Genomic DNA, 25,789 nt, shown 5'->3' with positions numbered 1-25,789 from the left:
CCGCAAACAAATGCTATGCATACATAATAAACGGTTTTTAATTGTAGAAAAATCAAGAAAAAAAAATTGCATATACAATAAAAAAAGCGGGAATACATCCCGCTTTTCACAATAAATTATATAAAATACTGTCTATTCTACCGTTACAGACTTCGCTAAATTCCTTGGCTGGTCTACATTACAACCTCTCATCACAGCAATATGATAAGACAACAATTGCAATGGGATTGTTGTTAACAGCGGAGACATGGCGTCTGAAGTTTCCGGGATTTCGATAACATGGTCTGCCAAAGCGCGAACCTGCTCGTCCCCTTTTGTAACAACTGCGATGATTTTTCCGCTTCTGGATTTTATTTCCTGGATGTTGCTCACGACTTTGTCATAATGCCCTTGTTTTGGAGCAATAACCACCACCGGCATCTGCTCGTCGATCAATGCGATCGGACCGTGTTTCATTTCGGCCGCAGGATACCCTTCGGCATGGATATAAGAGATTTCCTTAAGTTTTAAAGCACCTTCAAGCGCAACCGGGAAATTGTATCCTCTTCCCAAATAAAGGAAATTCGTAGCATCTTTAAAAACCGTCGCTATTGCTTTAGCGCTATCGTTTGTATGCAAAGCCTCCGATACTTTTTCCGGGATTGTTTCCAATTCTGACAAATACCTGTGGTAATCTGAGATGGAAAGCGTCCCTTTGGCTTTAGCCAAACGAAGTGCGATCATGGTCAAAACCGTAATTTGTGTCGTAAATGCTTTTGTGGAAGCCACACCTATTTCTGGTCCGGCATGCGTATAGGCACCTGCGTGCGTTTCACGGGAAATGGAAGATCCTACCACATTGCAAACCCCGAAAACGAAAGCTCCTTTTTCTTTAGCCAGTTTTATAGCCGCCAAAGTATCTGCCGTTTCTCCGGATTGCGATATCGCAATTAAAACATCCTTATCGCCGATGATCGGGTTCCTGTATCGGAACTCGGATGCATATTCGACTTCAACCGGGATGCGGGCAAATTCTTCAAAAATATATTCCGCCACCAAACCGGCATGCCAGGATGTTCCGCAAGCCACAATCAGGATGCGCTGTGCGTTGATGAATTTATCGATATTGTCTTCAATACCGGCCATCTTGATCAATCCTTCATTGGCATGGAGACGTCCTCGGTACGTATCTTTAATAACATTTGGCTGCTCATAGATCTCTTTCATCATAAAATGATCATAGCCTCCTTTTTCAATTTGCTCCAAATTCATCTGGAGCTCCTGGATATAAGGATCTACCAATGAATCGTCCTTGATTTTACGGATTTTCAAATCCTTGTTCAAACGTACGATCGCCATTTCTTCGTCTTCAAGGTAAATGGCATTGGAAGTATATTCGATAAAAGGGGATGCATCCGATGCAATGAAAAATTCATTTTCACCGATACCAATCGCTAATGGGCTTCCCAAACGGGCAACGACGATTTCATCCGGCTTTTGCTTGTCAAAAACACAGATGGCATACGCTCCGACCACTTGGTTCAAAGCTATCTGTACTGCTTTCCCTAATTTGATATTTTCATTTTTCTGAACCTCTTCAATAAGATTTACCAGGACTTCCGTATCTGTATCCGATTTGAAAGTATACCCTCTTTTGATCAATTCCTTTTTTAACGGCTCGTAATTTTCGATAATCCCGTTGTGGATAATCGCCAGATTGCCTGAATTTGATAAATGCGGGTGCGAATTCACATCGTTCGGTACACCATGGGTAGCCCAACGTGTGTGGCCAATGCCGATGGTCCCTTTCGTACTGATTTCCTTAGCAACCCTTTCTTCCAGGTCGGAAACTTTTCCTTTGGTTTTGGAAAGCTTCAAATCCTTTTCGTCATAAAGCACTACTCCGGCACTATCATACCCTCTATATTCAAGTCGCTTAAGCCCTTTTATGATAATTGGGTAAGCTTCTCTATGACCTATATATCCAACAATTCCACACATAATAAATAATTAATTAGGTTTTGTATAATAAATTTCAAATTTAACATCATCAGCTGCTGAATTCCCGTTGCCGTACAATACCGTTCCGAAATGGCTCATTACAGAACCTGCAGGTATTGCTTTTTGTGTTTTGGTATTGTCTGTAGAGCTTGGAGCAGCGGAAGGCGTTTTCAAACTCATACTGTTAATGGCACCAATACTTTCGGTAACAACAAGCCCTAAACGCACATTGTCTGTTTTGCCTTTCAGGATCCTGTCTACAAAACCGGTAATCCTGATTTTATAGGTCCTTTTCCCTGCAGCTGTTTTCTCCAATATCCCGCCATAAACATATTTGTTCAACTTTGGGTTTGAGGTAACTGTGGAAGGATCGGCCGCATAATCGTACAAAAATTGGCCCGTCTCTGCATCATATAGATAAAGCCTTAGCGGATGTGAATAATTGTTTGGCAAAGAACTATCAACCGTAAAGGTTAGGCTGGCTTCATTGACCAACACATTTTGTGCCTTTAACTCAGTCAATTGCGCAGGAGTGAACAATTCGATAAAAGCATTGGAACCCTGTCCACCTTTCACAAACAGTTTTTTTGCGTCAAAATTCTGCTGGTTAGGCGCTGTAAAAGCCGCGGTATAGTCAGGGGAATCGGTATCTTTCAGCAAATTGATTTTTATTCCCGTAGCCATGCTTAGTACAAGATTTTTCATTTCCCTGCTGGAACTTGGCGGGCCGGTAGTAACGGTAATATCTTGTTTGTAATATATGGTTACATCTCCTTTGGAGAAATCCAACGACATCAGGCTTCCTGCCGGTGCATCGGTTACCTTGAAATACAGTCCTTTAAAATACGATTTAAAAGCATTGTTGTTGATCAGTTTATCTGCCGGCGCATCAATTATATTCGTTTTGAAATAATTGGTATCCAAATGCAAACGCATCCTAGGTGAGTTCCTTGCTTCTACATTGGCTGCAATTTTAGGCATCATGTTGAAGCTCGCATCCACTTTGTATTTCACATATTCTTTCTCACTTGGAAGGAAAGCAGTGTTTTCAGCTGCCAACGAGCTGTTATTTAAAGCACTTCCCACTATATTATTATCGAAATCAGCCTGTTGGTCTGAATAGTATTTTTGCGCGGTCTCGAAATTATTCCCGGGATCAAATTCATTTAATGTAAATCCGTTTCTTAAAACCTGTAGGTTGATACTTCCGGAACCATGGATCGAATCCAGTTCATAGATGCCCAACCCATTTGATTTGATTTCTGTTTTTGTACTGAAATAAGGAACCGTAAGGATCACACTATCTACCACTATGTTCGATTTGAACTCCGGCGCTTCATCAAGCAAAATCAGCTGTGCAACGAAATCAGCTTTTGTTTTACCAAAAACAGGGTTGTCAAGTATCCCCAGTTGGCCAATTGCCGTATTGTTGGTTTGTATGGCCTGGATTTTTTGGTTATATACTTTTGTAGCAAACGTCTGGTGTTCCAAATCAAAATTCTCGTTCCCGACAATATCAGAACCTACAGAATTAAAATCCTTATCACATGATGCAAATAGTACAACTGCCAAAACAACAGTTAGCTTTTTAAAAAAAGGGATGTTCATCATTTAAATTAACCTAAAATTTGATTTTTATAAAATTGTGTATACGCTTCCGCGAACTTGTCTTTCGTGGCGAAAGGTAAAAAAGGTTTTTTTGAAGCTTCTATAAATTTTGTTAAATTTGAGGATAGGCCTTCCGAGGCGATTACCACCCCGTCGGAATGATTGATGGAAGCCTTCATGATGTTTTCAAAAGTAGGTTCGTCCAATTCCGAAATCGCTTCATGGGGAACACCGTCAAACTGTACTTTCTGGCTCATTTGAGCATCGAGGCTACCGTCAAAGGACTGGTTGAAAACAGAAGTGACAATTTTAGTATCGGCAAATAACGCTTCGTCTTTGTAAAAATGTTTCATATAAATAGGCAACATGGCTGCCATCCAACCCTGAACATGGATAATATCAGGGACCCAGTTGAGTTTTTTTACGGTTTCCACCACTCCTTTTGCAAAGAATATCGCACGTTCGTCATTATCGGGAAACAAAACTCCATCTTCATCAGCAAAGGTAGCTTTGCGTTTGAAATACTCATCGTTATCAATAAAATAAACCTGGATTCGCTCTTTTGGAATGGAAGCTACTTTAATAATCAGCGGCATATCCACGTCGTTAACCACCAGATTCATCCCGGAGAGACGAATAACTTCATGCAATTGATGTCTTCTTTCGTTTACATTGCCATAACGGGGCATAAAAATCCGTATTTGTCCGCCTTGGTCATTAATCATTTTTGGCACGTCATACGACATTAAAGAAACCTCATTTTCAGCAAGATAGGGCACTACTTCGGATGATACATACAAAATCCTTTTATCCTCCATGTTTTATTTTTGTTATGTTTATTGAACACAATTCCATGCAAAATTACAAAATTTTATGCAGATAAAGACTAAAATAGTAAGTTTGCATTGAATTTATATAATACAAACATGTCTGTTTTTGTTAAACAAAAAGAGCTAAAAGCTCATTTGAAGCCGTTTTGGCTCGAAAAAGAATCCATCGGATTTATCCCAACCATGGGTGCTTTACATCAAGGACATTTGTCGTTAATGAAAGAATCGCTAAAAAACAACACAGTGACTGTTGTGAGTATTTTTGTAAATCCGACCCAATTCAACAATCCTGAAGATTTGAAAAAATACCCAAGGACGCTGGAAAGCGATATGCAGAAAATAAATTCGCTCGATAAAAATATAATTGTTTACGCGCCTTCGGTTGAAGATATTTATGAAGGAAATACCGTTTCAAAGCATTTTGACTATGACGGGCTAGAATTCCAAATGGAAGGCAAACACCGGCCGGGGCATTTCGACGGGGTAGGAACCATTGTAAAAAAACTATTCGAAATTGTCGGCCCGACCCATGCGTATTTTGGGGAAAAGGATTTCCAGCAATTGCAGATCGTAAAGAAAATGGTCGAAAAACACCATCTTCCGGTAAAGATCGTGGGCTGCAAAATCCATAGGGAAGCCAATGGCCTGGCGATGAGTTCCCGCAACGAAAGGCTTTCTGCCGAAGAAAGGGACAACGCTTCTTTCATTTTCAAAACCTTGACGGAAGCCAAAAAACGGTTTGCCACAAAAAGTGCTGCTGCTGTGACCGATTGGGTAACCAAAACATTCCAAAAACAAACCATGTTCGAACTGGAATATTTTGAAATCGCAGATGAAGAGACCCTTTTGCCCTGCCTGCGTAAAAGCAAAACAAAAACCTATAGGGCATTTATCGCTGTTTTTGTTAACAACGTCAGATTAATTGACACCATTACATTAAAATAATTACCTTTGTAGCATGCAAATTCAAGTTGTAAAATCAAAGATTCACCGGGTAAAAGTTACCGGAGCCGATTTAAATTATATCGGCAGTATTACTATTGACGAAGCCCTAATGGAAGCTTCCAATATTTTTGAAGGCGAAAAAGTATCCATCGTCAACCTAAACAACGGCGAGCGCTTGGAAACATACGCCATCACGGGCCCGAGGAACAGTGGTGAAATCACCCTGAACGGACCTGCTGCCCGAAAAGTGCACAAAGGCGACATCATCATTATCATTGCTTACGGAATCCTGAATATCGAAGAAGCGAAAACATTCAAGCCATCTATCGTTTTCCCTAACGAAAACGATAATTCCCTTACGTAATTGTGAAGAATAAGGCAAGCTCCTATTTAGGTGTCATAATCCCACTGACTTTAGGTGCTCTTCTTACCGTATACCTCTATTTTTCATTTACCCCTGAGCAAACGGAAACTATAAAAAAGCATTTTTTAACGGCTAATTACAGTTATGTTGGAATGGCTTTGTTCATTGCTTTTTTGGGTTATGCTTTTAGAGCGTACCGATGGAAATATACTTTAGCCGAAATAGGCAGCCACCCTGGTTTTCTGATCAATTTTTTAGCCGTAAGCATCGGTTATTTTGTTAATTTGGGAATTCCAAGATCCGGAGAGGTTTCAAGGGCAATGATTTTAAAAAAATACAGGGATGTGCCTTTTGACAAAGCATTTGGAACCATCATTGCTGAAAGAATTGTAGATTTTGCAGTTCTTTTACTCCTTATCACGGCCTCAGTCGTATTAGAATTCTCTACGTTAAAAACTTTTCTGCTTACCAATATACCCATCAACCTTTTAATTGTTTTGGGCTGCTTGGGATTCGCTGGACTCCTTACCTTATTTTACCTCTATAACTTTTCCCAATGGAAATATATCCTGTTGGTAAAATCTAAAATAAACGGATTGAAAGAAGGCATTCTCAGTGTTCGGAATATGCCTGACAAATTGCCTTTTCTTGCTTACACCGTTTTAATTTGGGCCAGTTATATTGCCATGTTTTATCTTACGGTATGTTCGTTGGACGCAACCAAAAATATATCTTTAGGAACTACAATTGTGGCTTTTGTCATTGGAGGATTAGTAATGACCTTTACCAACGGAGGCTTTGGGTTTTTCCCACCGCTAATCGGAAACATACTTTTTTTATACCACATCCCTAAAGAAGCCGGGCAAGCATTAGGCTGGATCATCTGGACTTCACAGTTCCTTATCACAGTCTTTTTAGGCCTGCTTTCTTTTTTAGTTTTGCCAATCGTAGGCCAAAAGAAATAAATTATTATATTGCTGGTTGAATTTCTCAATCCCAAATTTTATGAAATCACTTTTTTTAAGCTTCATGCTTTTACTTTCCGCATCACTGTTTTCGCAAACGACAGTAGAAGAAATCTTTTCCGCCAAGTTGGATGCCAAAAGAACGGTAAAAATCAAACTTCCGCCTTCTTACGGAGCAAACCCGGAGCGGAAATACCCGCTGTTGCTGGTACTGGACGGCGAATACCTGTTCAGCCCTTTTGAAGGGAACCTTACCTATGGTAATTATTGGGACGACATGCCTGAAGTAATCCTTGTGGGAATCAACCAAAACCAGGAGCGTTATGACGATTCGGAATTTGAACTCAAAACAGGCGTTCCTTCCAAAAGCGGAAGTGCTTTTTTCGATTTTATCGGTACCGAATTATTGCCTCACCTGGAGAAAAAATTCAGGTTGGCCCCATTCAAAATAATTGCAGGTTTAGATGCTACGGCAGGATTCCTCAACGCCTTTTTATACAAAGACATGCCTATTTTTGAAGCCTATATTTCCATGAGCCCGGAATTGGCAAATGGCATGGATGAAAGGATCCCACAAAGGCTGTCAGCCATGAAGCATCCAATCTTTTATTATGTGGCTACTTCCGATGGCGACCTGAAAAAATTCCAAAACCAGATCAAGGTATTGGACAAGAACATGCAAACCGTAAAAAACCCTTTACTGAATTATAAATTTGATGATTTCAAAGGAGCTTCGCATTATTCATTGGCCCTCAATGCTATACCAAGCGCTTTGTCCCAGATTTTTGCCGTTTACAGGCCTATTTCATCCATCGAATACCAGGAAAAAATCGCGATCCTGCCTAGCGAGCACGTAAAATACCTGCATGAAAAATACGATACGATCCAAAAATCGTTGGGCATCACAATGAATGTGCGCCTTAACGATTTCAAAGCCATCGAAGCGGCCATTTTAAAATCGGGCGATTTTAAGGGATTTGAAGAATTGGCTCAGATTTCCGGCCAGCAATACGAAAAAACAATGTTGTACGATTACCATATGGGAATGTACTACGAAAAAACCGGTGAAATAAAAAAAGCGATCAAGCATTACCAGGATGCTTTCATGAAAGAAGAAATTGGCGACCTGACCAAAGACATGATGATGAACAAAGCCGAAGACCTGAAAAAACTAATGCCTAAAAAAGGGCTCAAAGGCGGAAGGCCAAAAGAGAAAGCCACCGAAGAAGTTATAGAAGAAGCACCGCCATCAGACACACCAGCTGATGCCCCTCCGGCAGAAACACCACCAACCGAAGAGAAAAAAACCGAATAATGGCCAAAATAAAAACGTCCTTTTTTTGCCAAAGCTGCGGCAACCAATATGCCAAATGGCAAGGCCAGTGCAATGCCTGCAAGGAATGGAATACCATTGTTGAGGAAATCATCCAGAAAGAAGAAAAAACAGCCTGGAAACCGGATACTTCGGAAGTAAAAAAAGCGTCAAGGCCGTTAAAAATAAAAGAAATCGATTCCACCCAGGAAATCCGGATGGACACCACAGACAGTGAATTGAACCGTGTCCTGGGTGGTGGGATTGTACCCGGTTCCCTAACGCTTTTGGGAGGAGAACCCGGTATCGGGAAAAGCACGCTGCTGCTTCAGATTTCGTTAAAATTACCCTATAAAACGTTATATGTTTCAGGCGAAGAAAGCCAGAAGCAAATAAAAATGCGTGCGGAAAGAATTACGCCAAACGGTGATAATTGTTATATCCTGACGGAAACCAAAACACAAAATATTTTCCGCCAGATCCAGGAAATCGAGCCGGAAATCGTCATTATCGATTCTATCCAGACGCTCCATACCGATTATATCGAATCGTCTCCCGGGAGCATTTCCCAAATTCGGGAAACAACCGCAGAATTGATCAAATTTGCCAAAGAAACCAACGTTCCGGTAATCCTGATAGGCCATATCACTAAAGACGGAAGTATTGCCGGGCCCAAAATCCTGGAACATATGGTTGATACCGTTTTGCAGTTTGAAGGAGACCGGAATCATGTCTACCGGATTTTGCGATCCTTGAAAAACCGTTTTGGGTCTACCGCCGAATTGGGGATTTACGAAATGCAGGGCTCCGGTTTACGGGAAGTCAGCAATCCGTCGGAAATCCTGATTTCGCACAAAAACGAAGAACTCTCCGGAACAGCCATTGCTTCCACCTTGGAAGGCATGCGCCCGTTAATGATTGAAATCCAGGCCTTGGTCTCCACCGCCGTCTACGGAACACCGCAACGAAGCACGACCGGTTACAATGCCAAACGGCTCAATATGATTTTGGCGGTACTGGAAAAACGTGCCGGCTTCCGGTTAGGGGCCAAAGACGTTTTCCTGAATATTACCGGAGGTATTTCGGTAGATGACCCGGCGATAGATTTAGCAGTAGTGGCCGCTATTTTGTCCTCAAACGAAGATATTTCCATCAATAAGGATTTCTGTTTTGCGGGAGAAGTAGGCCTTTCGGGAGAAATCCGCCCTGTCAATCGTGTGGACCAGCGGATCCAGGAAGCTGAAAAATTAGGGTTTTCAACCATTTTTGTATCGAAATACAATAAAATATCCCTAAAAAACACCGGAATCAAAATCCGGTTGGTTGCCAAGATCGAAGATGTTGCCAGCGAATTGTTTGGCTAAAATCTGAATAAACCGCATAAACCAACTACTTAAACCAAAAATGAAAACAAAAACCTACTTCTTACCCGCTTTTATAGCTTTTTTGTTGATTTCCTGCCAACAGGGAAATGTTTACAGCAAATTCGACAATGGTTTTTCCAACAACCGATGGGAAAAAACCAATACCAAAACCTATGACTTTTCCATAGAGGACGAAACAAAACAATACAATATCGTTTTGCGTTTCGGCCATGTATATGATTATCAATTTGCAACGGTTCCTATCGTTATAATGATAACCGATCCTTCTGGCAAGGAAGAAAAAATAGCGGTTCCATTAAAGATAAAAGACGATTCGGGCAAACAGCTGGGAGAATGTGCGGGAGATATTTGTGATGTAAGCTTTACTGTAAAAAACAAGGTCAATTTGGCCAAAGGAAATTATAAAGTTACCATTTCCAATTCTTTCAATGGTCCTTACCTGCCGAATGTTCTTGGGATTGGTTTGGATGTTGAGATTGCCGAATGAAACCCTATTCCGAAATACTGCAATTAATCCAAACGTACCACGAACTGGGCGAAACTATCCAGGCGGCCAACCTTGCCATTGAAGAATACGGCATCAGGCATCCTAATTTCAAAGGTTTTGAATTGCGGGAAAAAGCCAAGCCCGATTATGTTTTGATGACCACCGAAGGAACGTTTGGCCTGCCGCAGGTAATCCGAATCCCGGAAAATACTTTTGAATTCGAATTCATATTGATGCTCAATCTTATTGCGCACGAAATGATCCACGTAGGCCAGAAAATGAATGGGAATTTTGTGGAAGACCGTAACGAACGCGAATGGCAGGCTCATTATGAGATGCTCTTTCACCGCACCTATCCGCAAATCCCTGACATGCCAAAGCACCAACAGGTTTTCTTTGGGAACAAGGCGCTAGATTATTACCGAAAAATGGGTGAAGATTCTGTCCTTCAAGAAAAATACGCCCAACAGAAATTAGAAGTGGAAAATTTAGTAGCTTCGCTATCTTAATCCTACAAGCATTTTAATGGCGATGAGCACCAAAAAGCAAAAGTTTTTCCTGTTCCTGAAAATCTTCGGATCCGTAGTAATATTGGCCGTTGCAGGCCTTTATTTCTTTCGTGACACTTTATTGCAAAAAGCCATAGCACGCGCGGGATCCAAATTCGAAAGAGAGTACGATTGTAATTTTTCAGTCGGGAAAGCCTCTTTTACGGGTCTTTCGGGAGTAGAACTTTCGGGAATCGTTTTGGTACCTAAAGAAGCCGACACGCTTTTATCTGTAGAGAAAATCAAGACCAATGTAAACCTGCTGCAACTGATTACCGGCGATATCCAACTACAGAAACTGGAAATGAAAAACGGTTTTATCCAATTGGTCAAAAACGAAAACGGGCGCAATTTTGACGCTTTTTTAAAACGGGACAAAAACGAGAAAACCAACGAAAGCCGCAATTATGCCCGGCGTGCCTATAGGATTTTATCTAAACTGCTGAACCTGGTCCCTACTGAAATGGCCCTGGAAAACCTATCGTTCCGGATTGTGGACATGCAACGGTACGTGACCATGCACATAGACAACCTGCAATTGGAAAACCATCAGCTGCAAACGGCCATCAATGTAAAAACCAACACTTTTTCACAAAAATGGAACATTATGGGATTTGCCGATCCGCGGGACAGGAAAGCGGACCTGAAATTCTCCAACAGCGATACGACCAAGATCCTGGTACCTTATATAGATGAACGTTTCGGGCTGAAATCGAGTTTCGACAACATCCACCTCAACCTTGAAAAACTGGATATGGAAAGCGGCGAACTGCACATTGACGGCTTTGCTTCCATTTCAAATTTTACCGTAAACCACCCAAAAATTGCGCAAAAAGACGTGGTCATCAAAAATGCCCGTTTTGATTACCGGTTCTTGCTCGGAAGTGATTTCATTTCTTTGGACAGCACTTCCACAGCACAACTAAACAGTATAAAAATCCATCCTTTTGCCGAATACAATACCGAGGAAGATACTATTTACAAGCTGAAAATCAATATGGAAAAGATGAAGGCGCAGGATTTCATCGGTTCGTTGCCCGAAGGTTTGTTTACCCATTTTGAAGGCATGGAAGCCGAAGGGGATTTTGATTATAAATTGAATTTCAAATACAACAAAAATAAACCTAATGCCCTGGTTTTTGATAGCAAAATCAATAAAGAAAACCTGAAGATTACAAAATACGGCCAGGCCAACCTGTCGAAGCTTAACGAAGGATTTACCTACCGCGCCATGGAAAACGGAGTGCCGCAGCGGGCAATCTTGGTGAGTTCGGCCAACCCGGATTATACGCCACTGGACCAAATTGCCCCGTATCTTGAAAAAGCCGTCCTTACTTCGGAAGACCCTTCTTTTTTCAACCATCGCGGATTCATCAACGAAGCTTTCAAACAATCGATAGTCAAGAACATCAGGACCAAGAAATTTTCACGTGGTGCCAGTACCATTAGTATGCAATTGGTGAAAAATGTATTCCTGACCCGGGAAAAAACACTTTCGCGGAAATTGGAGGAAATCTTATTGGTCTACATTTTGGAAAACAACCGGATTGCGTCCAAATCACGGATGCTGGAAGTATATTTCAATGTGATCGAATGGGGGCCAAATGTGTACGGGATTGGCGAGGCAGCCCGTTTCTATTTCAACAAAAAACCTATTGATTTAAATCTGAACGAATGCCTGTTTTTGGCTTCAATTGTTCCCAAACCAAAGAAATTCATGTGGCAGTTTGACGGCCAGGGCAACCAGAAACCGTATGCCGAAAAACACCAGGCTTTTATCCGGAACCTAATGCTCAGACGAGCCCTGATTACGGCGGACGACACTATAGGGCAATCCTTCCCTATTTATGTTTCGGGGTATGCCCGCTCTTTTTTGAAACTTAAGGTAGTCAAGGATTCCATTGCGGCAGATTCGCTGGTGACCGATGAGTTTGATTTTTAATTTTGCCATAAAATAAAAAGCTTGCTTATTTCTCCGGGAATGAAGACGTTATCCTGTGCCAGAAAACAACTATTCATTAAATCTTCCGTATCTTTACATTGATTTTATCAATCTGAATATCAGACAAGTAAAATTGCATTAAAACTAAACATCAAAAACAATCAAAATGGCAAGCGGTATTTTATTTGCGTTGCTGCTATTGGTGGTAACACTTCTTTTTGGATGGCTTGGAGGAACACTCGGCGAAAAATACCAGCAGCGGAACGGTGGGGAATATTTAGCTGAATCCGGCTGTGTACTATTTGCGGGTATTGGTTTGTTAATTGTATTATGGGCATTCTCAAAGTTATTTTAATTGTATAATGCCAAGACGGCCATCATTAAAATAAAGGAGAATCCTGCAGGAACGCTTGTGTCCTTTAGGATTATCATTACTTGAAATTCTTCAAGAAGCCTTCTTTATAAGTGGGTGAAATTTCAATTTCCGTGCCATCTTCGAGCATCACATAACCCCCTTTGTTGTACGATTTTACGAAATTCACATTGATGATATTCGATTTATGGACACGCAAAAACGGAAAAGGCAAAATTTCCGAGAAATGTTTCAACAAACGGCAGACCATTTTTTTGCTCCCGTTGGACAAATACAAGTCAGTAAAGTTACCATTGCCCCGCAACCGCACGATGTCTTCCATTTTCACCACTTCAAAACCTTCAAGGGTTGGCAAAATAACCTGTTGCTTTTCCGGTTTGGTTTCCCTGAAATTTTCCACAATGATTTTATTCCTGTTAAAAATATCATGGTTCAGGATATGCTGCTGTACTTTATTGACGGCAATAATCAGCTCTTCAATACTGATAGGCTTGAGCAGGTAATAAGCCGCGCTTTGGTTCAGGGCCTTGAGCGAATATTCGGAAAAAGCGGTTACGAAGATCGTTTCAAATTGCAAATCCCTGCAGGCTTCCAGCACATCAAAAGCATTTCCGAAAGGCATTTCCACATCCAGGAAAACCATTTGCGGAAGCACTTCATGCAACAGCGGAACGGCTTCCTTAATATTCTGGGCTTCCCCAATCACCTCGACCTGCGGGCAATATTTGCTCAGGTAATTTTTGAGCACTTCCCTTGCGGCGGCCTCGTCTTCTACAACTACAGCGGTTATTTTTTGCAATGTCATCATATCCTGTCTAGTAATGGAAAATTAATTTCGACAATAGTCCCTGTTTCAGGCGTTATTTTTTCACTTACGTTAAAAGTAATATTCGTTTTATACAATTCATTTAGCAAAGTAATACGCTCCTTGGTATTGGTCAGCCCGCGGGAATGGTGCACCTTTTGGTTGCGGGTCTTCAATTCCTGGCTTTTGGTCAGCCCGATGCCGTTATCATCAATGATCACGCCTATTTTTCCTTTTTTTAAGGTGAATTTAAGCAAAAGCATCCCTTTGGATTCCTTATACCGAAGGCCATGCCAAATAGCATTTTCCAGATGGGGCTGTATGATCATGTTCGGGACAAATGTGGTTTCGATGTCGAGGTTTTCATCGGCTATGATCTGATAATCGAATTTGTCCTGAAAACGAAGATGTTCCAAATCCAGGTATTTCCTGAGCTGTTCAATCTCGTTGCCGAGCGTCACAAAATCCTTATTGGAGTTCTCCATCATATTGCGCATCAGGTTAGAATAAGAGGTGAGGTATTTATTGGCTTCCAATTCCTTGTTCTGCGAAATAAACTGGTTCACGCTGTTAAGGCTGTTGAAAATAAAATGCGGGTTCATTTCACGTCGCAGGGATTGCAGGGCGATTTCCTTGTTTTTGGTTTTAATGGAATAAAGCGTTTTTACGATCAATCCGAAAAAAAGCAGCAGCAATACAATAGATCCAATCAGGAAATAATTGAAGGTATTTTTTTTCGAAATCAATTCGTCTTTGAGTATTTTTTCCTTTTCCAACTGACGGATTTTCTCTTCTGTGACATGGAACGTTTTGGCATCTACAAGAGCGCTGTCGGATTGGATCAATTTTTCAAAATTCTGAAAAAACTGCTCGTATAAGGCGATGCTTTCTTTATCCTTACCATGCGTTTTATAATACCCCAACAATTGGGAAAGGCTCTTTTTTACTGCTGCCGTATTGCCTTGCTTTGAAGCCAGTTCGTAAGCCTGCTGCAAAGAAGCAACCGCTTTTCCTGGTTCGTCTTTTTTGAAATAAAGGGTGGCCAAAGATTGCAATTGGGTAATTTGCGTATCGAAATCCTGCTTGGCCCTGGCCTCTGTCAGTAAATTGGTGTTGATGGCTATTGCTTTGTCAAACTGGTTGTCCAACTCGTATACTTTGGCAATTTTATTGGTAAGCTTGGCTACGGCTTCCGGTTTGTCTTTGGAAAATGAAATCGCTTTCTCATAACTTTCAATGGCAACTTCTTTGTTTTTTTGCTGCAGGTTCATTTCAGCCTGCTGTACATAAGCGTCAGCGGCTTCCTCTTTTTTATTTTCCTTTTCCAGCAATTGGATGTTTCGTTTGTTAAACGCTGATTGGGCCGCGGGATTATTGTCATACCTCAAACGATTGGCATCATTCAGGTTGAGCTGTTCGTCATCTTTATCTTTGGCTACTGCTCCGGCTGCCTGGTAATTCATAATGGCCGAATTGATTTTATTCTGGTTTTCCTGTACTTTGGCAAGTTTTCGGGTAACCCTGGCCTTGTCTTTTTTTTGATCCAACTGGTTATAGCTTGCCAATGCTTTCTTTAGGTATTCTTCCGCTTTGGCATACTCTTCTTTATCGATAAGTTCCTGGGCTAAAGCTTCGTAGTTTTTGGCAATTTTAGCATCATCATCAACATCCAACGACTTTTTCAGATCGTCTGCCGCCCTGACCATTTTACTGCTGGAAGCTTTTTTGCTTTTGATAAGAGTATCCTGTGCCATGGCTCCGCCCGAGAACAGCATCATCCCTAAAAAACCGCTAAAAAGTATTGATACTAAACGCATTTCATCTCTTGTATTTGATACTGTAAAGTAAATTAATTTAAAATCCTTTTCCTAATCGTTTCACCAAGTCAAAAACCCGTTTCACCCATTCTGCAAAAAACGGATGCCTGGTCTTGGTACTTTTGGAATGTAATCTTAAAACTGGAAATCATGAAAACATCACTTTTATTCACTACGGCATTATTAGCCACTTCTCTTTCCTTTGCCGCTTGCCACAATACCAAAAAACCAATGGCAGCAGCAGAAAACCTGGCCGTGAAACCGGAAAAAGACGGCAATACCAAAATCCAGGTGGCACTTTTATTGGATACTTCCAACAGCATGGACGGATTGATCGAACAGGCCAAATCACGCTTGTGGAATATTGTAAACACACTAACAACCTTAAAATACCAGGGCAAAACACCGGACATCGAAATTGGCTTGTACGAATACGGCAACGACGGCTTGTCATCCCAATCCAACTATATCCGCCAGGTGACCGCCCTGACTACTGATTTGGACCTGATTTCGGAAAAACTGTTTTCGCTAAGGACCAACGGCGGTTCGGAATACTGCGGGGCTGTTATTGCCGATGCTACAAAACAACTTTCCTGGGGCAAAGACAGTGCCAATATGAAACTGATATACATTGCCGGGAACGAAGCCTTCAACCAAGGCGGGATTAGTTACAAAGAAGCCATCAGCGATGCGCTGCACCATGATATTTTTGTCAATACTATTTTCTGTGGGGACAATCGCGAAGGGATTGATACTTTTTGGAAAGACGGTGCCGATGTAGGCAAAGGAAAATATTTCAACATTGATTCCAACCAGGCCGTTCAATATATCATAACGCCTTATGACGTGAGGATTTCGGAATGCAATACCAAAATCAATACAACCTATATCAGTTATGGAACCAAAGGATATGAGAAAAAAAGAAACCAGGAAGCACAGGACCAGAATGCGCAAGGCGTTTCTTCGGCTAATTATGCAGAACGCGCCGTGAGCAAATCGAAAGCAGCCTATAAAAACGACAGCTGGGACCTGGTTGACAAAATGAAAGACGATAAGGAAGCCATTTCTAAAATCAAACAAGAAGAATTGCCTTCGGAACTCAAAAACAAAAGCAAGGAAGAAATCAAAAAATACGTAGAACAGAAATCCAAAGAACGCGAAGCCATCCAAAAAGAAATCTCGGAACTGGCCAAAAAACGCCAGGATTATATTGATTCCGAAGCTAAAAAAACCAAAACACAAGACGATTTGGGCAAAGCCATCAATACTTCTATCATCGCTTTTGCAAAAGTAAAAGGATACACTGTCGAGAAATAAAATTAAGGCCTTTCCAACCATTTCGAGCCATTTGTACTCTAAAATACTAACAACATTAATGTACCCGTAATGAAAAATATCCTTCTTTTACTCTCTTTATTGGTTTCCGGCCTGGCTTTTGCCCAGAAACCGATTTTTACTTCGGCCAAGGTAAAAAGTGCCACCGTTTATTTCAGTGCTGCCGAATTGTCCCAAACGACTTCTGTAAACCTTCCTTCGGGCACCAGTGAAGTCGTGGTAAAAAACGTGGCCGATTACCTCAATGAAAATACCATCCAGATTGGCGCGCCTTCAACGGTGACTATTTTATCGGTCCAGTTTACCAACAATTATATTTCCGAATATGAAATCGATGAAAGCAATCCGATCATCAAAAAAGTACGGGACAGCATTGTCCTGGTCAAAGCTGCCATTTCGAAGGTAATCAATGAGCGGACTTCGCATTCCAAAACTATTGAACTGCTGGATAAAAACCAAAATGTGGCCGGGCAAAATTCAGGCCTTAACGTTTCGGAACTGATCAAACTGGTAGCGTATTACCAATCGAAAAGAACCGAACTGAGCGATAGTGTCAATGTGTTGTATGAACGGGAAAATAAACTCAATGAAAAACTCTCAAAACTCAATGCAAAGCTGGAAATCAATGCCAAAAAAGAAGAAAAAACCTCTACGGGGAAACTCATCCTGCAAGTCATGAACGAAGTGGCCGGAAGCGTCAACCTGGACATCAATTACGTGACCAATAATGCGACCTGGTCCCCTTTTTATGATTTGCGGGCGGAAAATGTAAAAGACCCTATCAACATGATGTACAAAGCGCAGGTCATGCAAAATACCGGGATTGACTGGAAAAAGATCAAGCTGACATTATCCTCCGGGAACCCGAACCAGAATAATCAGGCGCCGGTGTTAAGTTCTTGGTTTTTACGATATGGTTATGTGCCGAATTATGGTTACGACCAAAATGCAAGAATGAACGTGATACAATCTTTAGCAGAGAAAGCAGATGGTTACCAAGATAAAAAAGCCAAAGGGGAAGTCTCTTCTATTTCCGATTATACCACCATCCAGGAAAACCAGCTCAACGTTTCGTTTGATATTGACATTCCTTATGACATTCTATCCAACGGAAAAGTGCATAGTGTCGCCCTGAAGGAAATAAAATTACCGGCTTCGTACAAATATTACGCTGCTCCAAGGGTTGAGAAAGAAGCCTTTTTATTGGCCGAAATCAACGATTATTCCAAATATAATTTGTTGCCTGGCGAAGCCAATATTATTTTTGAAGGCTTGTATGTCGGGAAGACAACCATCAATCCGGGCCAGACTTCAGATACGCTGAATTTAAGTATGGGCCGTGATAAAAAAGTGTCTATCAAAAGGGAAAAGGTCGTGGAGAAATCAGGCACACGGTTTTTATCGTCCAAAAAAGAACAGACTTTTACCTATGATATTACGCTGCGGAATAATAAAAAGGAAACCATCCGGATGTTGCTCAAAGATCAGTACCCAATCAGTACAGATAAGGAAATCGAAGTCGAGCTCAAAGACAAGGACGGAGCCAAAGTAAATACGGAAACGGGCATCCTGACCTGGGAATTGGACCTTAAACCGAACGAAACCCGCAAAATCAGGATCAGTTACATTGTCAAATACCCAAAAAACAAGATCATCGGCAATTTATAACGCAAAAACCAGTCAAATGACTGGTTTTTTTATTTTTATAAAAATCAAATAGTTACATACTATTTTGTAATCATTTTTTTATAAATTTACGTACCAGATCAAAACCAACTAACCCATGAAAAAAATCCTATCCTTGCTAATCGCATTCCATTGCGGCTTATCATTTTCACAAACCATCGCCTTACAATCCTTTGCAACGGGATTCACCAGTCCGGTCGAAATTACCCATGCAGGAGACACCCGTTTGTTCGTTGTACAACAGGGAGGCCTCATTAGGATATTAAATACCAACGGAGCGATAAACGCAACCCCTTTCCTGAATCTTTCCGCCATCATAAGCTCCGGGGGCGAGCGCGGTTTGCTTGGTTTGGCTTTCCATCCCAATTATGCTGCCAACGGTTATTTTTATGTGAATTATACCAATCCCAGCGGAAATACTGTAATTGCACGCTATACTGTAGACAGCGGCAATCCTGATATTGCCAATCCTGCCAGTGCCACGATACTTTTAACAATTGCCCAGCCCTTCTCCAACCATAATGGCGGAAGCATCAAATTTGGCCCTGACGGTTACCTGTACATAGGAATGGGTGATGGCGGAAGTGCCGGCGATCCTGGAAACCGGGCTCAAAACATCGATGAGCTTTTGGGAAAAATACTCCGCATAGATGTCAATTCAGGCAGTCCTTACGGAATTCCGGCCGGGAACCCTTATGCCGGAGTGGCCGGAGCCGATGAAATCTGGGCGATAGGCGTACGGAATCCCTGGAAATTTTCTTTCAACCGCAATAATGGCGATTTATGGATTGCCGATGTCGGCCAGAATAATACCGAAGAAATAAACAAAGTAACGTCAACACAAGCGGGCCTCAATTATGGCTGGCGTTGCTATGAGGGCAATACCGCCTACAATACGACGGGCTGTGCCGCTATGGGAACCATGACTTTCCCGCTGGCAGTGGTAAGCCATGCAACAGGAGTATGCTCCATTACAGGAGGTTATGTGTACACAGGAAGTTTGTACCCTGGTTTTGCGGGGAAATATCTTTTTACCGATTACTGCAAGCCTCAAATCGGGCTGATGACTTCAGCAGGAGCCGTTACCTATTCGGCTTCATTTGCCGGCAATAATTTTACGACTTTCGGGGAAGATAAAAACGGGGAACTGTATGTGGCCGCCATCAATAACGGAACGATTTATAAAATTTACGATTCTTCGCTGAGCGTTTCCGAATTTGACAAAACCGGATTTACCATTTACCCAAATCCGGCTACATCAGAAGTTTTCATTCAAAAATCAAACGAAAATTATCCTACCGATGTGGAAGTTTTCGATATAAACGGGAAATTATTGCTCGCCAAAAAAACCGGAAACCTGGAAATCAATGCCATCAGTACAGAAACCTTACCGGCAGGCCTTTATCTTATGAACATCAGGACCAACCTAGGCGTTACTTTTACACATAAATTAGCCGTCGAATAGCTTGTTTACGGAGCAGGATTTGGTATCTTTTCCTGGATTTTATTGATTTCCGCCAAAACACTGTCTGTAAGCATCACGTCAAAAGCATTGATGTTTTCCTCCAATTGGTCCAAGTTCGTGGCTCCGATAATAGTCGAAGTGACAAACTTCTGGTGGTTTACGAAAGCCAGGGCCAGTTCGGTCAGGGTCAATCCGCAGTCATGCGCCAATTCCTGGTATAATTTAGTGACTTTGAAGCAATTGTCGTTGGTATAGCGAACAAAATTCGGGAACAATCCAAGGCGGGAATCCGGCTGGATACCATTAAGGTGCTTGCCGGTCAGGAATCCGAATCCAAGCGGGGAATACGCCATTAGCCCTACGTTTTCACGCATGCAAATTTCGGATAGCCCCACTTCAAATAACCGGTTCAGCAACGAATACGGGTTCTGGATGGTTGCAATTCTCGGAAGGTTGTGCTTTTCGCTTTCGCTGAGGAATTTCATCACGCCCCACGGATTTTCATTGGAAACACCAATATGTTTGATTTTCCCTTCTTTGATCAAACCCTCAAAAACAGTAAGGACTTCCAGGATATTGTCTTGCCAACGATTGTCAATTTCCGAAACACCGCGTTGCCCGAACATATTCATGACGCGTTCCGGCCAATGCATCTGGTACAGGTCAATATACTCGGTTTGCAGGTTTTTAAGGCTTAAATCTACGGCTTCATGAAGGCTTTTTTTAGTGAAATCCAACGGTTGGCGGATATAGGCCATACCACGGTTAGGGCCAGCGATTTTCGTTGCTACGACCAGGTTTTCCCGTTTACTTTTTCCGATTTTATGAATCCAGGAACCTATAAAACGTTCCGTGCTTCCAAAAATAGCCGCATTCCCGCCTATAGGGTACATTTCAGCGGTATCCAGAAAATTAATGCCTCTTTCCACGGCATAATCTAATTGGTAATGGGCTTCCGCTTCAGTGTTTTGGTTCCCGAAAGTCATTGTCCCGAGGCAGATCTTGCTAACTTTTAAATCGGTATTGGGTAAGGTGGTGTATTTCATTTTGTTATCCGTATTACTTCTTTTCCTGTACTGTTTTCAGTTTGGAAAGTGGCAAAGATACCTCGAAAGCGGCAAAATACAAAGCCGAATCCTTTCCAAAAGAAAAGACCCGGGATTTCTACGCCGGGCCTTCTGTTATTATGATACTGAACGGAATTTATATCTCGTTAAGCATTTTGGAAATTTCATCCAATTTAGGAGTCAGGATAATCTCGATACGACGGTTTTTCGCTTTTCCGTCCGGAGTATCATTGCTCATTAAAGGAGAATATTCACCACGGCCTGCCGCTGTTAAATTCTCTTTCTTCACTTTTGCATTGGAAGTCAGGATATTCACAATTGCCGTAGCACGTTTCGTAGACAGGTCCCAGTTGCTTTCAACGCCGCCGCCAATAACGCCGGTGATTTTGTCATTGTCTGTGTGCCCTTCGATCAAAACGGCAATATCCGGGTTGTCGCCCAATACTTTACCTACCAGGTCAACCGCTTTTTTACCTTCAGTACCAACTGTCCAGCTTCCGGATTCGAAAAGCAGTTTGTTTTCCATCGAAACGTATACTTTCCCGTCCTTATGTTGTACGGTAAGCCCTTTTCCTTCAAAGGCCTTAAGCGATTTCGAAAGCGTCTCTTTCAGTTTTTTCATAGAAGCTTCTTTGGCAGCAATAAGTCCTTCCAGTTCATTTACCCTGTCGGAACGGTCTTTCAAATCCGCTGATAATTTATTCAAACGGTCTTTTTCGGCCGCAAGCGCTTTTTCCTTCGCTTCTAATTGTGACAAAAGCTCCCTGTTTTTGTCCATATTGGCTTTTAAGGCTTCGTCGCTGTTTTTCTCCAGGGCATTATAGGAAGCCTGCAATGTTTTTAGATTATTGCTGGAAGCGGCATAATCCGCAGCCAGTTTGTCTCTTTCCGCTTTTAGCTTGTCCAGCTCCGATTTCAGGTTCCCGTTATCAGCCAGGAATTGGTTGTTGGCTGTTTTTAAGGAATCGTTCTGATCCGCCAATGAGTTGCGTTCTTTTTTCAAGGCCGCGAATTTTGTTTCTAAATCAGCATATATTTTTTTAGAAACACAAGATGTGGTCAGGGCCAAAGCCAATAAACCAAAAGAAATTCTTTTTATCATTTTTTGTGGTATTTACTATTATGTACTCGTATTTTGGGGTTCTTTTTATTCTATTTCAATTAAAACGGGGCAATGGTCCGAATGATTGGCATCGGGCAAAATAACCGCTCTTTTCATCCTGTGCTGCATCGGTTCCGAAACCAGGTTGTAATCGATCCTCCAACCCTTGTTATTCCCTCGGGCTCCGGCCCTGTAACTCCACCAGCTGTAATGGTGCGGATCTTTGTTGAAATGTCGGAAACTGTCAATGAACCCGCTTTTCATAAATCCGTCAAGCCATGCCCTTTCTTCCGGCAAAAACCCAGAAATCTTGGCATTCCTTACAGGATCGTGAATATCGATTGCCTGGTGGCAGATGTTGTAATCGCCGCAAATAATCAGGTGCGGGATTTCCATTTTAAGGATGTCGATATATTTCTGGAAATCATCCATAAACTTAAACTTATGGTCCAGCCTGTCAATATTGGTCCCGGAAGGCAAATATAGGCTCATTACCGAAAATCCGTCGAAATCGGCACGAAGCGTCCTTCCTTCATAATCCATATGGTCTATCCCCGAGCCAAAGACTACATTGTTGGGTTTTGTTTTGGATAAAATGGCCACGCCGCTATACCCTTTTTTTTGTGCCGAAAAATAATATTGGTACGGATAACCCGCTAATTCGATATCTTTAACCGGAATCTGGTCTTCTGTGGCTTTAATTTCCTGAAGGCAAATTATATCTGGATCAGCGCTTTGCAGCCATTGTAAAAATCCTTTGGTGATCGCTGCCCTGATTCCATTAACATTGTATGAAATAATTTTCATGGATTGAGAATCTTTTTTTTCAAAAGTATAGAAAAACGATGAAATAAAAACAAGAAATTTAATTATCTTGTAAAGGATTAGATATCAATGTTTTTTTCACCAGTCAAATACATTCGGGTAGCATTAACCAGAAAACTTTTCTTTAAGTTCCACAAGTTTTGTTATCTTTGTTTTTCGCATAAAATCAAAAAATTAAATGGGTTTAGTTACCGCTAAAGAAGTTGCAAAGGCTATAAATACCGACAAATATGGAGTTTTAGGGACTTTCTCGGGTTGGTTACTCATGAAAGTACTCCAGATTTCCACTCTCAACAAAATTTACGACAGGAACAAACATTTACAGGATGTGGAGTTCCTCAATTCGATATTGGATGAATTTCAGATAAAATTTGAAATCCCAGAAGAAGACTTAAAGCGTTTGCCTAAGGACGGCCCTTACATTACGGTTTCCAATCACCCGCTTGGAGGAATTGATGGGATCCTGCTCTTGAAATTAATGCTCGAAAGAGAGCCGAATTTCAAGATCATTGCCAATTTCCTTTTGCACCGCATTGAGCCGATGAAACCTTACATCATGCCGGTAAATCCTTTTGAGACCCATAAGGATGCGAAATCGAGCGTGATAGGCATTAAGGAAACCCTGCGCCATTTAAGCGACGGGAAACCTTTGGGAATGTTCCCGGCCGGAGAGGTTTCTACCTATAAAGATGGGAAGCTGGTTGTTGACAAACCTTGGGAAGAAGGTGCTATCAAAGTCATCCGAAAAGCACAGGTTCCAGTGGTACCGATTTATTTCCATGCTAAAAACAGCCGTCTTTTTTACCTTCTGTCCAAAATAAACGACACGCTCCGTACGGCAAAACTGCCTTCGGAATTACTCACTCAAAAAGACCGCGTAATCAAAGTCCGTATCGGGAAACCTATCTCGGTAGCAGAACAGAACGAGCACGAAACCATTGAGGCTTATTCCGAATTCCTGCGTAAAAAAACATACATGCTCGCCAATGCTTTTGAAAAAGAAACAAAATTATTGCCGACACCGAGCTTGAAACTGCCTAAAAACCCGAAACAGATCGTTACGGGAGCCAACCAGGAAAACATGGTGGCGGAAGTGGCGAAACTCCGTAAAAACGATGCCCGTTTGCTGCAAAGTAAAAATTACGAAGTGTTTTTCGCCGAAGCCAACCAGATCCCGAACATACTCCATGAAATAGGGCGCCTGCGCGAAATTACTTTTAGGGAAGTGGGCGAAGGCACCAACGAATCCATCGATATTGACAAATTTGACAAATATTACCATCACATGTTTTTATGGGATGAGGAAACCAAACAGATTGCCGGGGCATACCGCATGGGTCTGGGATCCGAAATATTCTCAAAATATGGCATTGACGGCTTTTACCTGCAGGACCTATTCCGTTTTGAGCCGGAATTGTACGATATGATGAGCAAATCCATCGAAATGGGGCGTGCCTTCATCATCAAGGAATACCAGCAAAAACCAATGCCGTTATTCCTGCTCTGGAAAGGGATCGTACACACAACATTGCGTTATCCGGAACATAAATTCCTGATTGGCGGGGTGAGTATCAGCAATCAGTTTTCCGATTTTTCGAAATCATTGATGATTGAATTCATGAAATCCAATTACTATGATCCGTATGTGGCGCAATACATCCATCCGAAAAAGGAATACAAAGTAAAACTGAAAGATGCCGACAAGGATTTTATCTTTAATGAAGCCGAGGCCGATTTGGTCAAATTCGATAAGATCATTGACGAAATAGAACCGGGAAGTTTGCGTTTGCCGGTCCTGATCAAAAAATACATCAAGCAGAACGCACGGGTTGTCGCTTTTAACGTCGATCCTTTGTTTAACAATGCCGTAGACGGTTTGATGTACATCCGCATTGCCGATTTGCCTGAAAGTACCGTAAAACCTGTAATGGAAGAATTCCAGGCAGAACTGGAGCGAAAACTTTCAGAAAAAGGAGAATAATAAAACTTTCCCTGATAAAAATAAAAAAAGCCGGTAATTGTTTACCGGCTTTTTATTTCTTATAACGATTCCTTAGAACCAACCTTTTTTTCCTACCTGATATGTCTGGAAAAACTCCTGGTCTGATTTGGTCAGGTAAATAATCCCTTCAATAAGCCCGATAATGCTGGTAATCGTCCCACAGCTGAATACTGTAATTACTAATGTTATGATTCCTTCGTTCGTGTAGCCCAAAAGGAATTTATGTATACCAAAAGGTCCTAAAAGTATAGCCAGTATACCGCAAGCTACTTTTTTATTGTCCTGCGGATAGGATTGTTGGTTCCATTCTTCGGTAGGTTTGGTTGTTTCCATTGTTGTTATTTATATTGTCTAAAATTATTCCTGGGTTTGTCCGATTTCGTTTATTTCAGTAAAACTGCCTCCTTTTGGATCTTCTCCGTAAGCATTTCTTCCCTTATCTCCATCTGTACAAGCCAAAATCAAGTTGTAAATAGGAATCAATACGAACCAGCCGCTTTTTCCAACATCATGCATTCTTCTTACAGCCACAGCAATACTAGGAACTAACACCGCTAATGAATAAAGCGTACCGATCAAAGGGAATTTAATCAGGCCACCGATAAATCCAAAAATAAAACTGATTATAATGTTCATAAGAAAAAACCACCAATACTCTGATCTTCTTGCTCTTCCATTAAAATTTGCATAATTTTCAAGAACTACTTTTTTGTACCATTCAATCATAATAAATAATTTTAGTTTTGTTTGTCTTACTCTTAAGGATTTTCAGTTACTCCTGCCTTTTTTTAATGAAAAAACAAAAACATGGATTTCAAATATAAATAATTTTTGTTTTTTTTAACAATAAATTGGTAAGAATTTTTAAAAGGAATAGTTATCCCCTGGCCACCAAAGGACTAAATCTTTATTTCATCCCGGCCACTAAACCGTAAAGCTGCCCCAA

General features: G+C 41.4%; 23 protein-coding genes. 13 read left to right on the top strand and 10 right to left on the bottom strand.

Annotated elements, in window-relative coordinates; translation table 11 throughout:
• Positions 1-132: 132 nt before the first annotated feature.
• Genes glmS through E4635_RS10285 form a run of 3 tightly spaced genes read right to left on the bottom strand, consistent with a single transcriptional unit; the run spans position 133 to position 4,406 of the window.
• On the bottom strand, positions 133-1,980 hold the full coding sequence (gene glmS / locus E4635_RS10295; protein WP_135526592.1) for a glutamine--fructose-6-phosphate transaminase (isomerizing): 1,848 nt from the start codon (positions 1,978-1,980) through the stop codon (positions 133-135).
• 9 nt (positions 1,981-1,989) lie between these two features.
• On the bottom strand, positions 1,990-3,552 hold the full coding sequence (locus E4635_RS10290; RefSeq protein ID WP_169630244.1) for a DUF4270 domain-containing protein: 1,563 nt from the start codon (positions 3,550-3,552) through the stop codon (positions 1,990-1,992).
• A 44-nt stretch (positions 3,553-3,596) separates the two neighbouring features.
• Positions 3,597-4,406: a glycogen/starch synthase gene (locus E4635_RS10285; protein ID WP_135526588.1), complete on the bottom strand. Its 810-nt coding sequence runs from the start codon at positions 4,404-4,406 to the stop codon at positions 3,597-3,599.
• A 108-nt stretch (positions 4,407-4,514) separates the two neighbouring features.
• Here E4635_RS10285 and panC point away from each other — a divergent pair, with 108 nt between their 5' ends.
• The 9 genes from panC to E4635_RS10240 all read left to right on the top strand — a co-directional run bounded on the left by panC (position 4,515) and on the right by E4635_RS10240 (position 12,721).
• Positions 4,515-5,363 (top strand): pantoate--beta-alanine ligase, encoded by an 849-nt coding sequence (gene panC, locus E4635_RS10280; protein WP_135526586.1) that lies wholly within the window; start codon positions 4,515-4,517, stop codon positions 5,361-5,363.
• A gap of 13 nt (positions 5,364-5,376) precedes the next feature.
• Positions 5,377-5,727, top strand: a complete 351-nt coding sequence (panD, locus tag E4635_RS10275) for an aspartate 1-decarboxylase (protein ID WP_135526584.1) — start codon at positions 5,377-5,379, stop codon at positions 5,725-5,727.
• Positions 5,728-5,729: 2 nt separating this feature from the next.
• Positions 5,730-6,692, top strand: coding sequence for a lysylphosphatidylglycerol synthase transmembrane domain-containing protein (locus E4635_RS10270; RefSeq protein ID WP_246020747.1), 963 nt, complete (start codon positions 5,730-5,732; stop codon positions 6,690-6,692).
• Positions 6,693-6,732: 40 nt separating this feature from the next.
• The gene (locus E4635_RS10265; protein ID WP_135526581.1) at positions 6,733-8,007 is read left to right on the top strand and encodes an alpha/beta hydrolase; all 1,275 of its coding nucleotides are present in this window, start codon (positions 6,733-6,735) and stop codon (positions 8,005-8,007) included.
• A complete protein-coding gene (radA, locus tag E4635_RS10260; protein ID WP_135526579.1) occupies positions 8,007-9,368 on the top strand; it encodes a DNA repair protein RadA in 1,362 nt (453 codons plus the stop codon). Before E4635_RS10265 ends, radA begins: the two co-directional genes overlap by 1 nt.
• A 40-nt stretch (positions 9,369-9,408) precedes the next feature.
• Complete coding sequence (locus tag E4635_RS10255) at positions 9,409-9,876, top strand: gliding motility lipoprotein GldH family protein (RefSeq protein WP_135526577.1); 468 nt, start codon at positions 9,409-9,411, stop codon at positions 9,874-9,876.
• Positions 9,873-10,385, top strand: a complete 513-nt coding sequence (locus E4635_RS10250) for a hypothetical protein (RefSeq protein ID WP_135526576.1) — start codon at positions 9,873-9,875, stop codon at positions 10,383-10,385. Before E4635_RS10255 ends, E4635_RS10250 begins: the two co-directional genes overlap by 4 nt.
• Before the next feature lie 22 nt (positions 10,386-10,407).
• Positions 10,408-12,366 carry a transglycosylase domain-containing protein gene (locus E4635_RS10245; RefSeq protein WP_135526574.1) on the top strand — a complete coding sequence of 653 codons (1,959 nt, stop codon included), beginning with the start codon at positions 10,408-10,410 and terminating at the stop codon, positions 12,364-12,366.
• A gap of 166 nt (positions 12,367-12,532) precedes the next feature.
• On the top strand, positions 12,533-12,721 hold the full coding sequence (locus E4635_RS10240) for a hypothetical protein (RefSeq protein WP_135526572.1): 189 nt from the start codon (positions 12,533-12,535) through the stop codon (positions 12,719-12,721).
• 76 nt (positions 12,722-12,797) lie between these two features.
• Here E4635_RS10240 and E4635_RS10235 read toward each other — a convergent pair whose 3' ends face one another.
• Entirely contained in the window at positions 12,798-13,547 is a 750-nt protein-coding gene (locus E4635_RS10235) for a LytR/AlgR family response regulator transcription factor (protein ID WP_135526570.1), read from the bottom strand.
• A complete protein-coding gene (locus tag E4635_RS10230; protein WP_135526569.1) occupies positions 13,544-15,361 on the bottom strand; it encodes a tetratricopeptide repeat-containing sensor histidine kinase in 1,818 nt (605 codons plus the stop codon). Before E4635_RS10230 ends, E4635_RS10235 begins: the two co-directional genes overlap by 4 nt.
• A 150-nt stretch (positions 15,362-15,511) precedes the next feature.
• Between E4635_RS10230 and E4635_RS10225 the strand changes: the two genes are divergently transcribed.
• From E4635_RS10225 to E4635_RS10215, 3 genes are all read left to right on the top strand, one after another.
• Positions 15,512-16,678 carry a vWA domain-containing protein gene (locus tag E4635_RS10225; protein WP_135526567.1) on the top strand — a complete coding sequence of 389 codons (1,167 nt, stop codon included), beginning with the start codon at positions 15,512-15,514 and terminating at the stop codon, positions 16,676-16,678.
• Between the two features lie 69 nt (positions 16,679-16,747).
• Entirely contained in the window at positions 16,748-18,364 is a 1,617-nt protein-coding gene (locus E4635_RS10220) for a DUF4139 domain-containing protein (RefSeq protein ID WP_135526566.1), read from the top strand.
• Between the two features lie 115 nt (positions 18,365-18,479).
• Positions 18,480-19,847 (top strand): PQQ-dependent sugar dehydrogenase, encoded by a 1,368-nt coding sequence (locus tag E4635_RS10215; RefSeq protein ID WP_135526564.1) that lies wholly within the window; start codon positions 18,480-18,482, stop codon positions 19,845-19,847.
• Between the two features lie 5 nt (positions 19,848-19,852).
• Here the strand turns inward: E4635_RS10215 and E4635_RS10210 are convergent, their stop codons facing one another.
• The 3 genes from E4635_RS10210 to E4635_RS10200 form a co-directional block, all read right to left on the bottom strand.
• Complete coding sequence (locus E4635_RS10210; protein WP_135526563.1) at positions 19,853-20,893, bottom strand: aldo/keto reductase; 1,041 nt, start codon at positions 20,891-20,893, stop codon at positions 19,853-19,855.
• A 157-nt stretch (positions 20,894-21,050) separates the two neighbouring features.
• The gene (locus E4635_RS10205) at positions 21,051-22,016 is read right to left on the bottom strand and encodes an OmpA family protein (protein ID WP_135526561.1); all 966 of its coding nucleotides are present in this window, start codon (positions 22,014-22,016) and stop codon (positions 21,051-21,053) included.
• A gap of 45 nt (positions 22,017-22,061) precedes the next feature.
• Complete coding sequence (locus E4635_RS10200) at positions 22,062-22,823, bottom strand: exodeoxyribonuclease III (protein WP_135526560.1); 762 nt, start codon at positions 22,821-22,823, stop codon at positions 22,062-22,064.
• 196 nt (positions 22,824-23,019) lie between these two features.
• Between E4635_RS10200 and E4635_RS10195 the strand changes: the two genes are divergently transcribed.
• The gene (locus E4635_RS10195) at positions 23,020-24,822 is read left to right on the top strand and encodes a GNAT family N-acyltransferase (protein WP_135526559.1); all 1,803 of its coding nucleotides are present in this window, start codon (positions 23,020-23,022) and stop codon (positions 24,820-24,822) included.
• 72 nt (positions 24,823-24,894) lie between these two features.
• Here the strand turns inward: E4635_RS10195 and E4635_RS10190 are convergent, their stop codons facing one another.
• Positions 24,895-25,176, bottom strand: a complete 282-nt coding sequence (locus tag E4635_RS10190; protein WP_135526557.1) for a TM2 domain-containing protein — start codon at positions 25,174-25,176, stop codon at positions 24,895-24,897.
• A 24-nt stretch (positions 25,177-25,200) separates the two neighbouring features.
• Positions 25,201-25,569, bottom strand: a complete 369-nt coding sequence (locus E4635_RS10185; RefSeq protein ID WP_135526555.1) for a DUF805 domain-containing protein — start codon at positions 25,567-25,569, stop codon at positions 25,201-25,203.
• Between the last annotated feature and the right edge of the window lie 220 nt (positions 25,570-25,789).

Origin of the sequence: Flavobacterium humi (assembly GCF_004745595.1) — a bacterium.
GTDB lineage: Bacteria > Bacteroidota > Bacteroidia > Flavobacteriales > Flavobacteriaceae > Flavobacterium > Flavobacterium humi.
The sequence above is the reverse complement of the archived record's forward strand: the minus strand, read 5'-3'. Positions and strand labels throughout refer to the sequence as shown.

Excerpts from the sequence above, each read along its gene's own strand:
- radA (WP_135526579.1), top strand. The coding sequence starts at position 8,007 with ATGGCCAAAATAAAAACGTCCTTTTTTTGCCAAAGCTGCGGCAACCAA.
- E4635_RS10225 (WP_135526567.1), top strand. The coding sequence starts at position 15,512 with ATGAAAACATCACTTTTATTCACTACGGCATTATTAGCCACTTCTCTT.
- E4635_RS10210 (WP_135526563.1), bottom strand. The coding sequence starts at position 20,893 with ATGAAATACACCACCTTACCCAATACCGATTTAAAAGTTAGCAAGATC.
- E4635_RS10245 (WP_135526574.1), top strand. The coding sequence starts at position 10,408 with ATGAGCACCAAAAAGCAAAAGTTTTTCCTGTTCCTGAAAATCTTCGGA.
- E4635_RS10255 (WP_135526577.1), top strand. The coding sequence starts at position 9,409 with ATGAAAACAAAAACCTACTTCTTACCCGCTTTTATAGCTTTTTTGTTG.
- E4635_RS10265 (WP_135526581.1), top strand. The coding sequence starts at position 6,733 with ATGAAATCACTTTTTTTAAGCTTCATGCTTTTACTTTCCGCATCACTG.
- E4635_RS10230 (WP_135526569.1), bottom strand. The coding sequence starts at position 15,361 with ATGCGTTTAGTATCAATACTTTTTAGCGGTTTTTTAGGGATGATGCTG.
- E4635_RS10240 (WP_135526572.1), top strand. The coding sequence starts at position 12,533 with ATGGCAAGCGGTATTTTATTTGCGTTGCTGCTATTGGTGGTAACACTT.
- E4635_RS10250 (WP_135526576.1), top strand. The coding sequence starts at position 9,873 with ATGAAACCCTATTCCGAAATACTGCAATTAATCCAAACGTACCACGAA.
- E4635_RS10205 (WP_135526561.1), bottom strand. The coding sequence starts at position 22,016 with ATGATAAAAAGAATTTCTTTTGGTTTATTGGCTTTGGCCCTGACCACA.
- E4635_RS10220 (WP_135526566.1), top strand. The coding sequence starts at position 16,748 with ATGAAAAATATCCTTCTTTTACTCTCTTTATTGGTTTCCGGCCTGGCT.
- glmS (WP_135526592.1), bottom strand. The coding sequence starts at position 1,980 with ATGTGTGGAATTGTTGGATATATAGGTCATAGAGAAGCTTACCCAATT.
- E4635_RS10235 (WP_135526570.1), bottom strand. The coding sequence starts at position 13,547 with ATGATGACATTGCAAAAAATAACCGCTGTAGTTGTAGAAGACGAGGCC.
- E4635_RS10200 (WP_135526560.1), bottom strand. The coding sequence starts at position 22,823 with ATGAAAATTATTTCATACAATGTTAATGGAATCAGGGCAGCGATCACC.
- E4635_RS10215 (WP_135526564.1), top strand. The coding sequence starts at position 18,480 with ATGAAAAAAATCCTATCCTTGCTAATCGCATTCCATTGCGGCTTATCA.
- panC (WP_135526586.1), top strand. The coding sequence starts at position 4,515 with ATGTCTGTTTTTGTTAAACAAAAAGAGCTAAAAGCTCATTTGAAGCCG.
- E4635_RS10285 (WP_135526588.1), bottom strand. The coding sequence starts at position 4,406 with ATGGAGGATAAAAGGATTTTGTATGTATCATCCGAAGTAGTGCCCTAT.
- E4635_RS10195 (WP_135526559.1), top strand. The coding sequence starts at position 23,020 with ATGGGTTTAGTTACCGCTAAAGAAGTTGCAAAGGCTATAAATACCGAC.
- E4635_RS10185 (WP_135526555.1), bottom strand. The coding sequence starts at position 25,569 with ATGATTGAATGGTACAAAAAAGTAGTTCTTGAAAATTATGCAAATTTT.
- E4635_RS10190 (WP_135526557.1), bottom strand. The coding sequence starts at position 25,176 with ATGGAAACAACCAAACCTACCGAAGAATGGAACCAACAATCCTATCCG.
- panD (WP_135526584.1), top strand. The coding sequence starts at position 5,377 with ATGCAAATTCAAGTTGTAAAATCAAAGATTCACCGGGTAAAAGTTACC.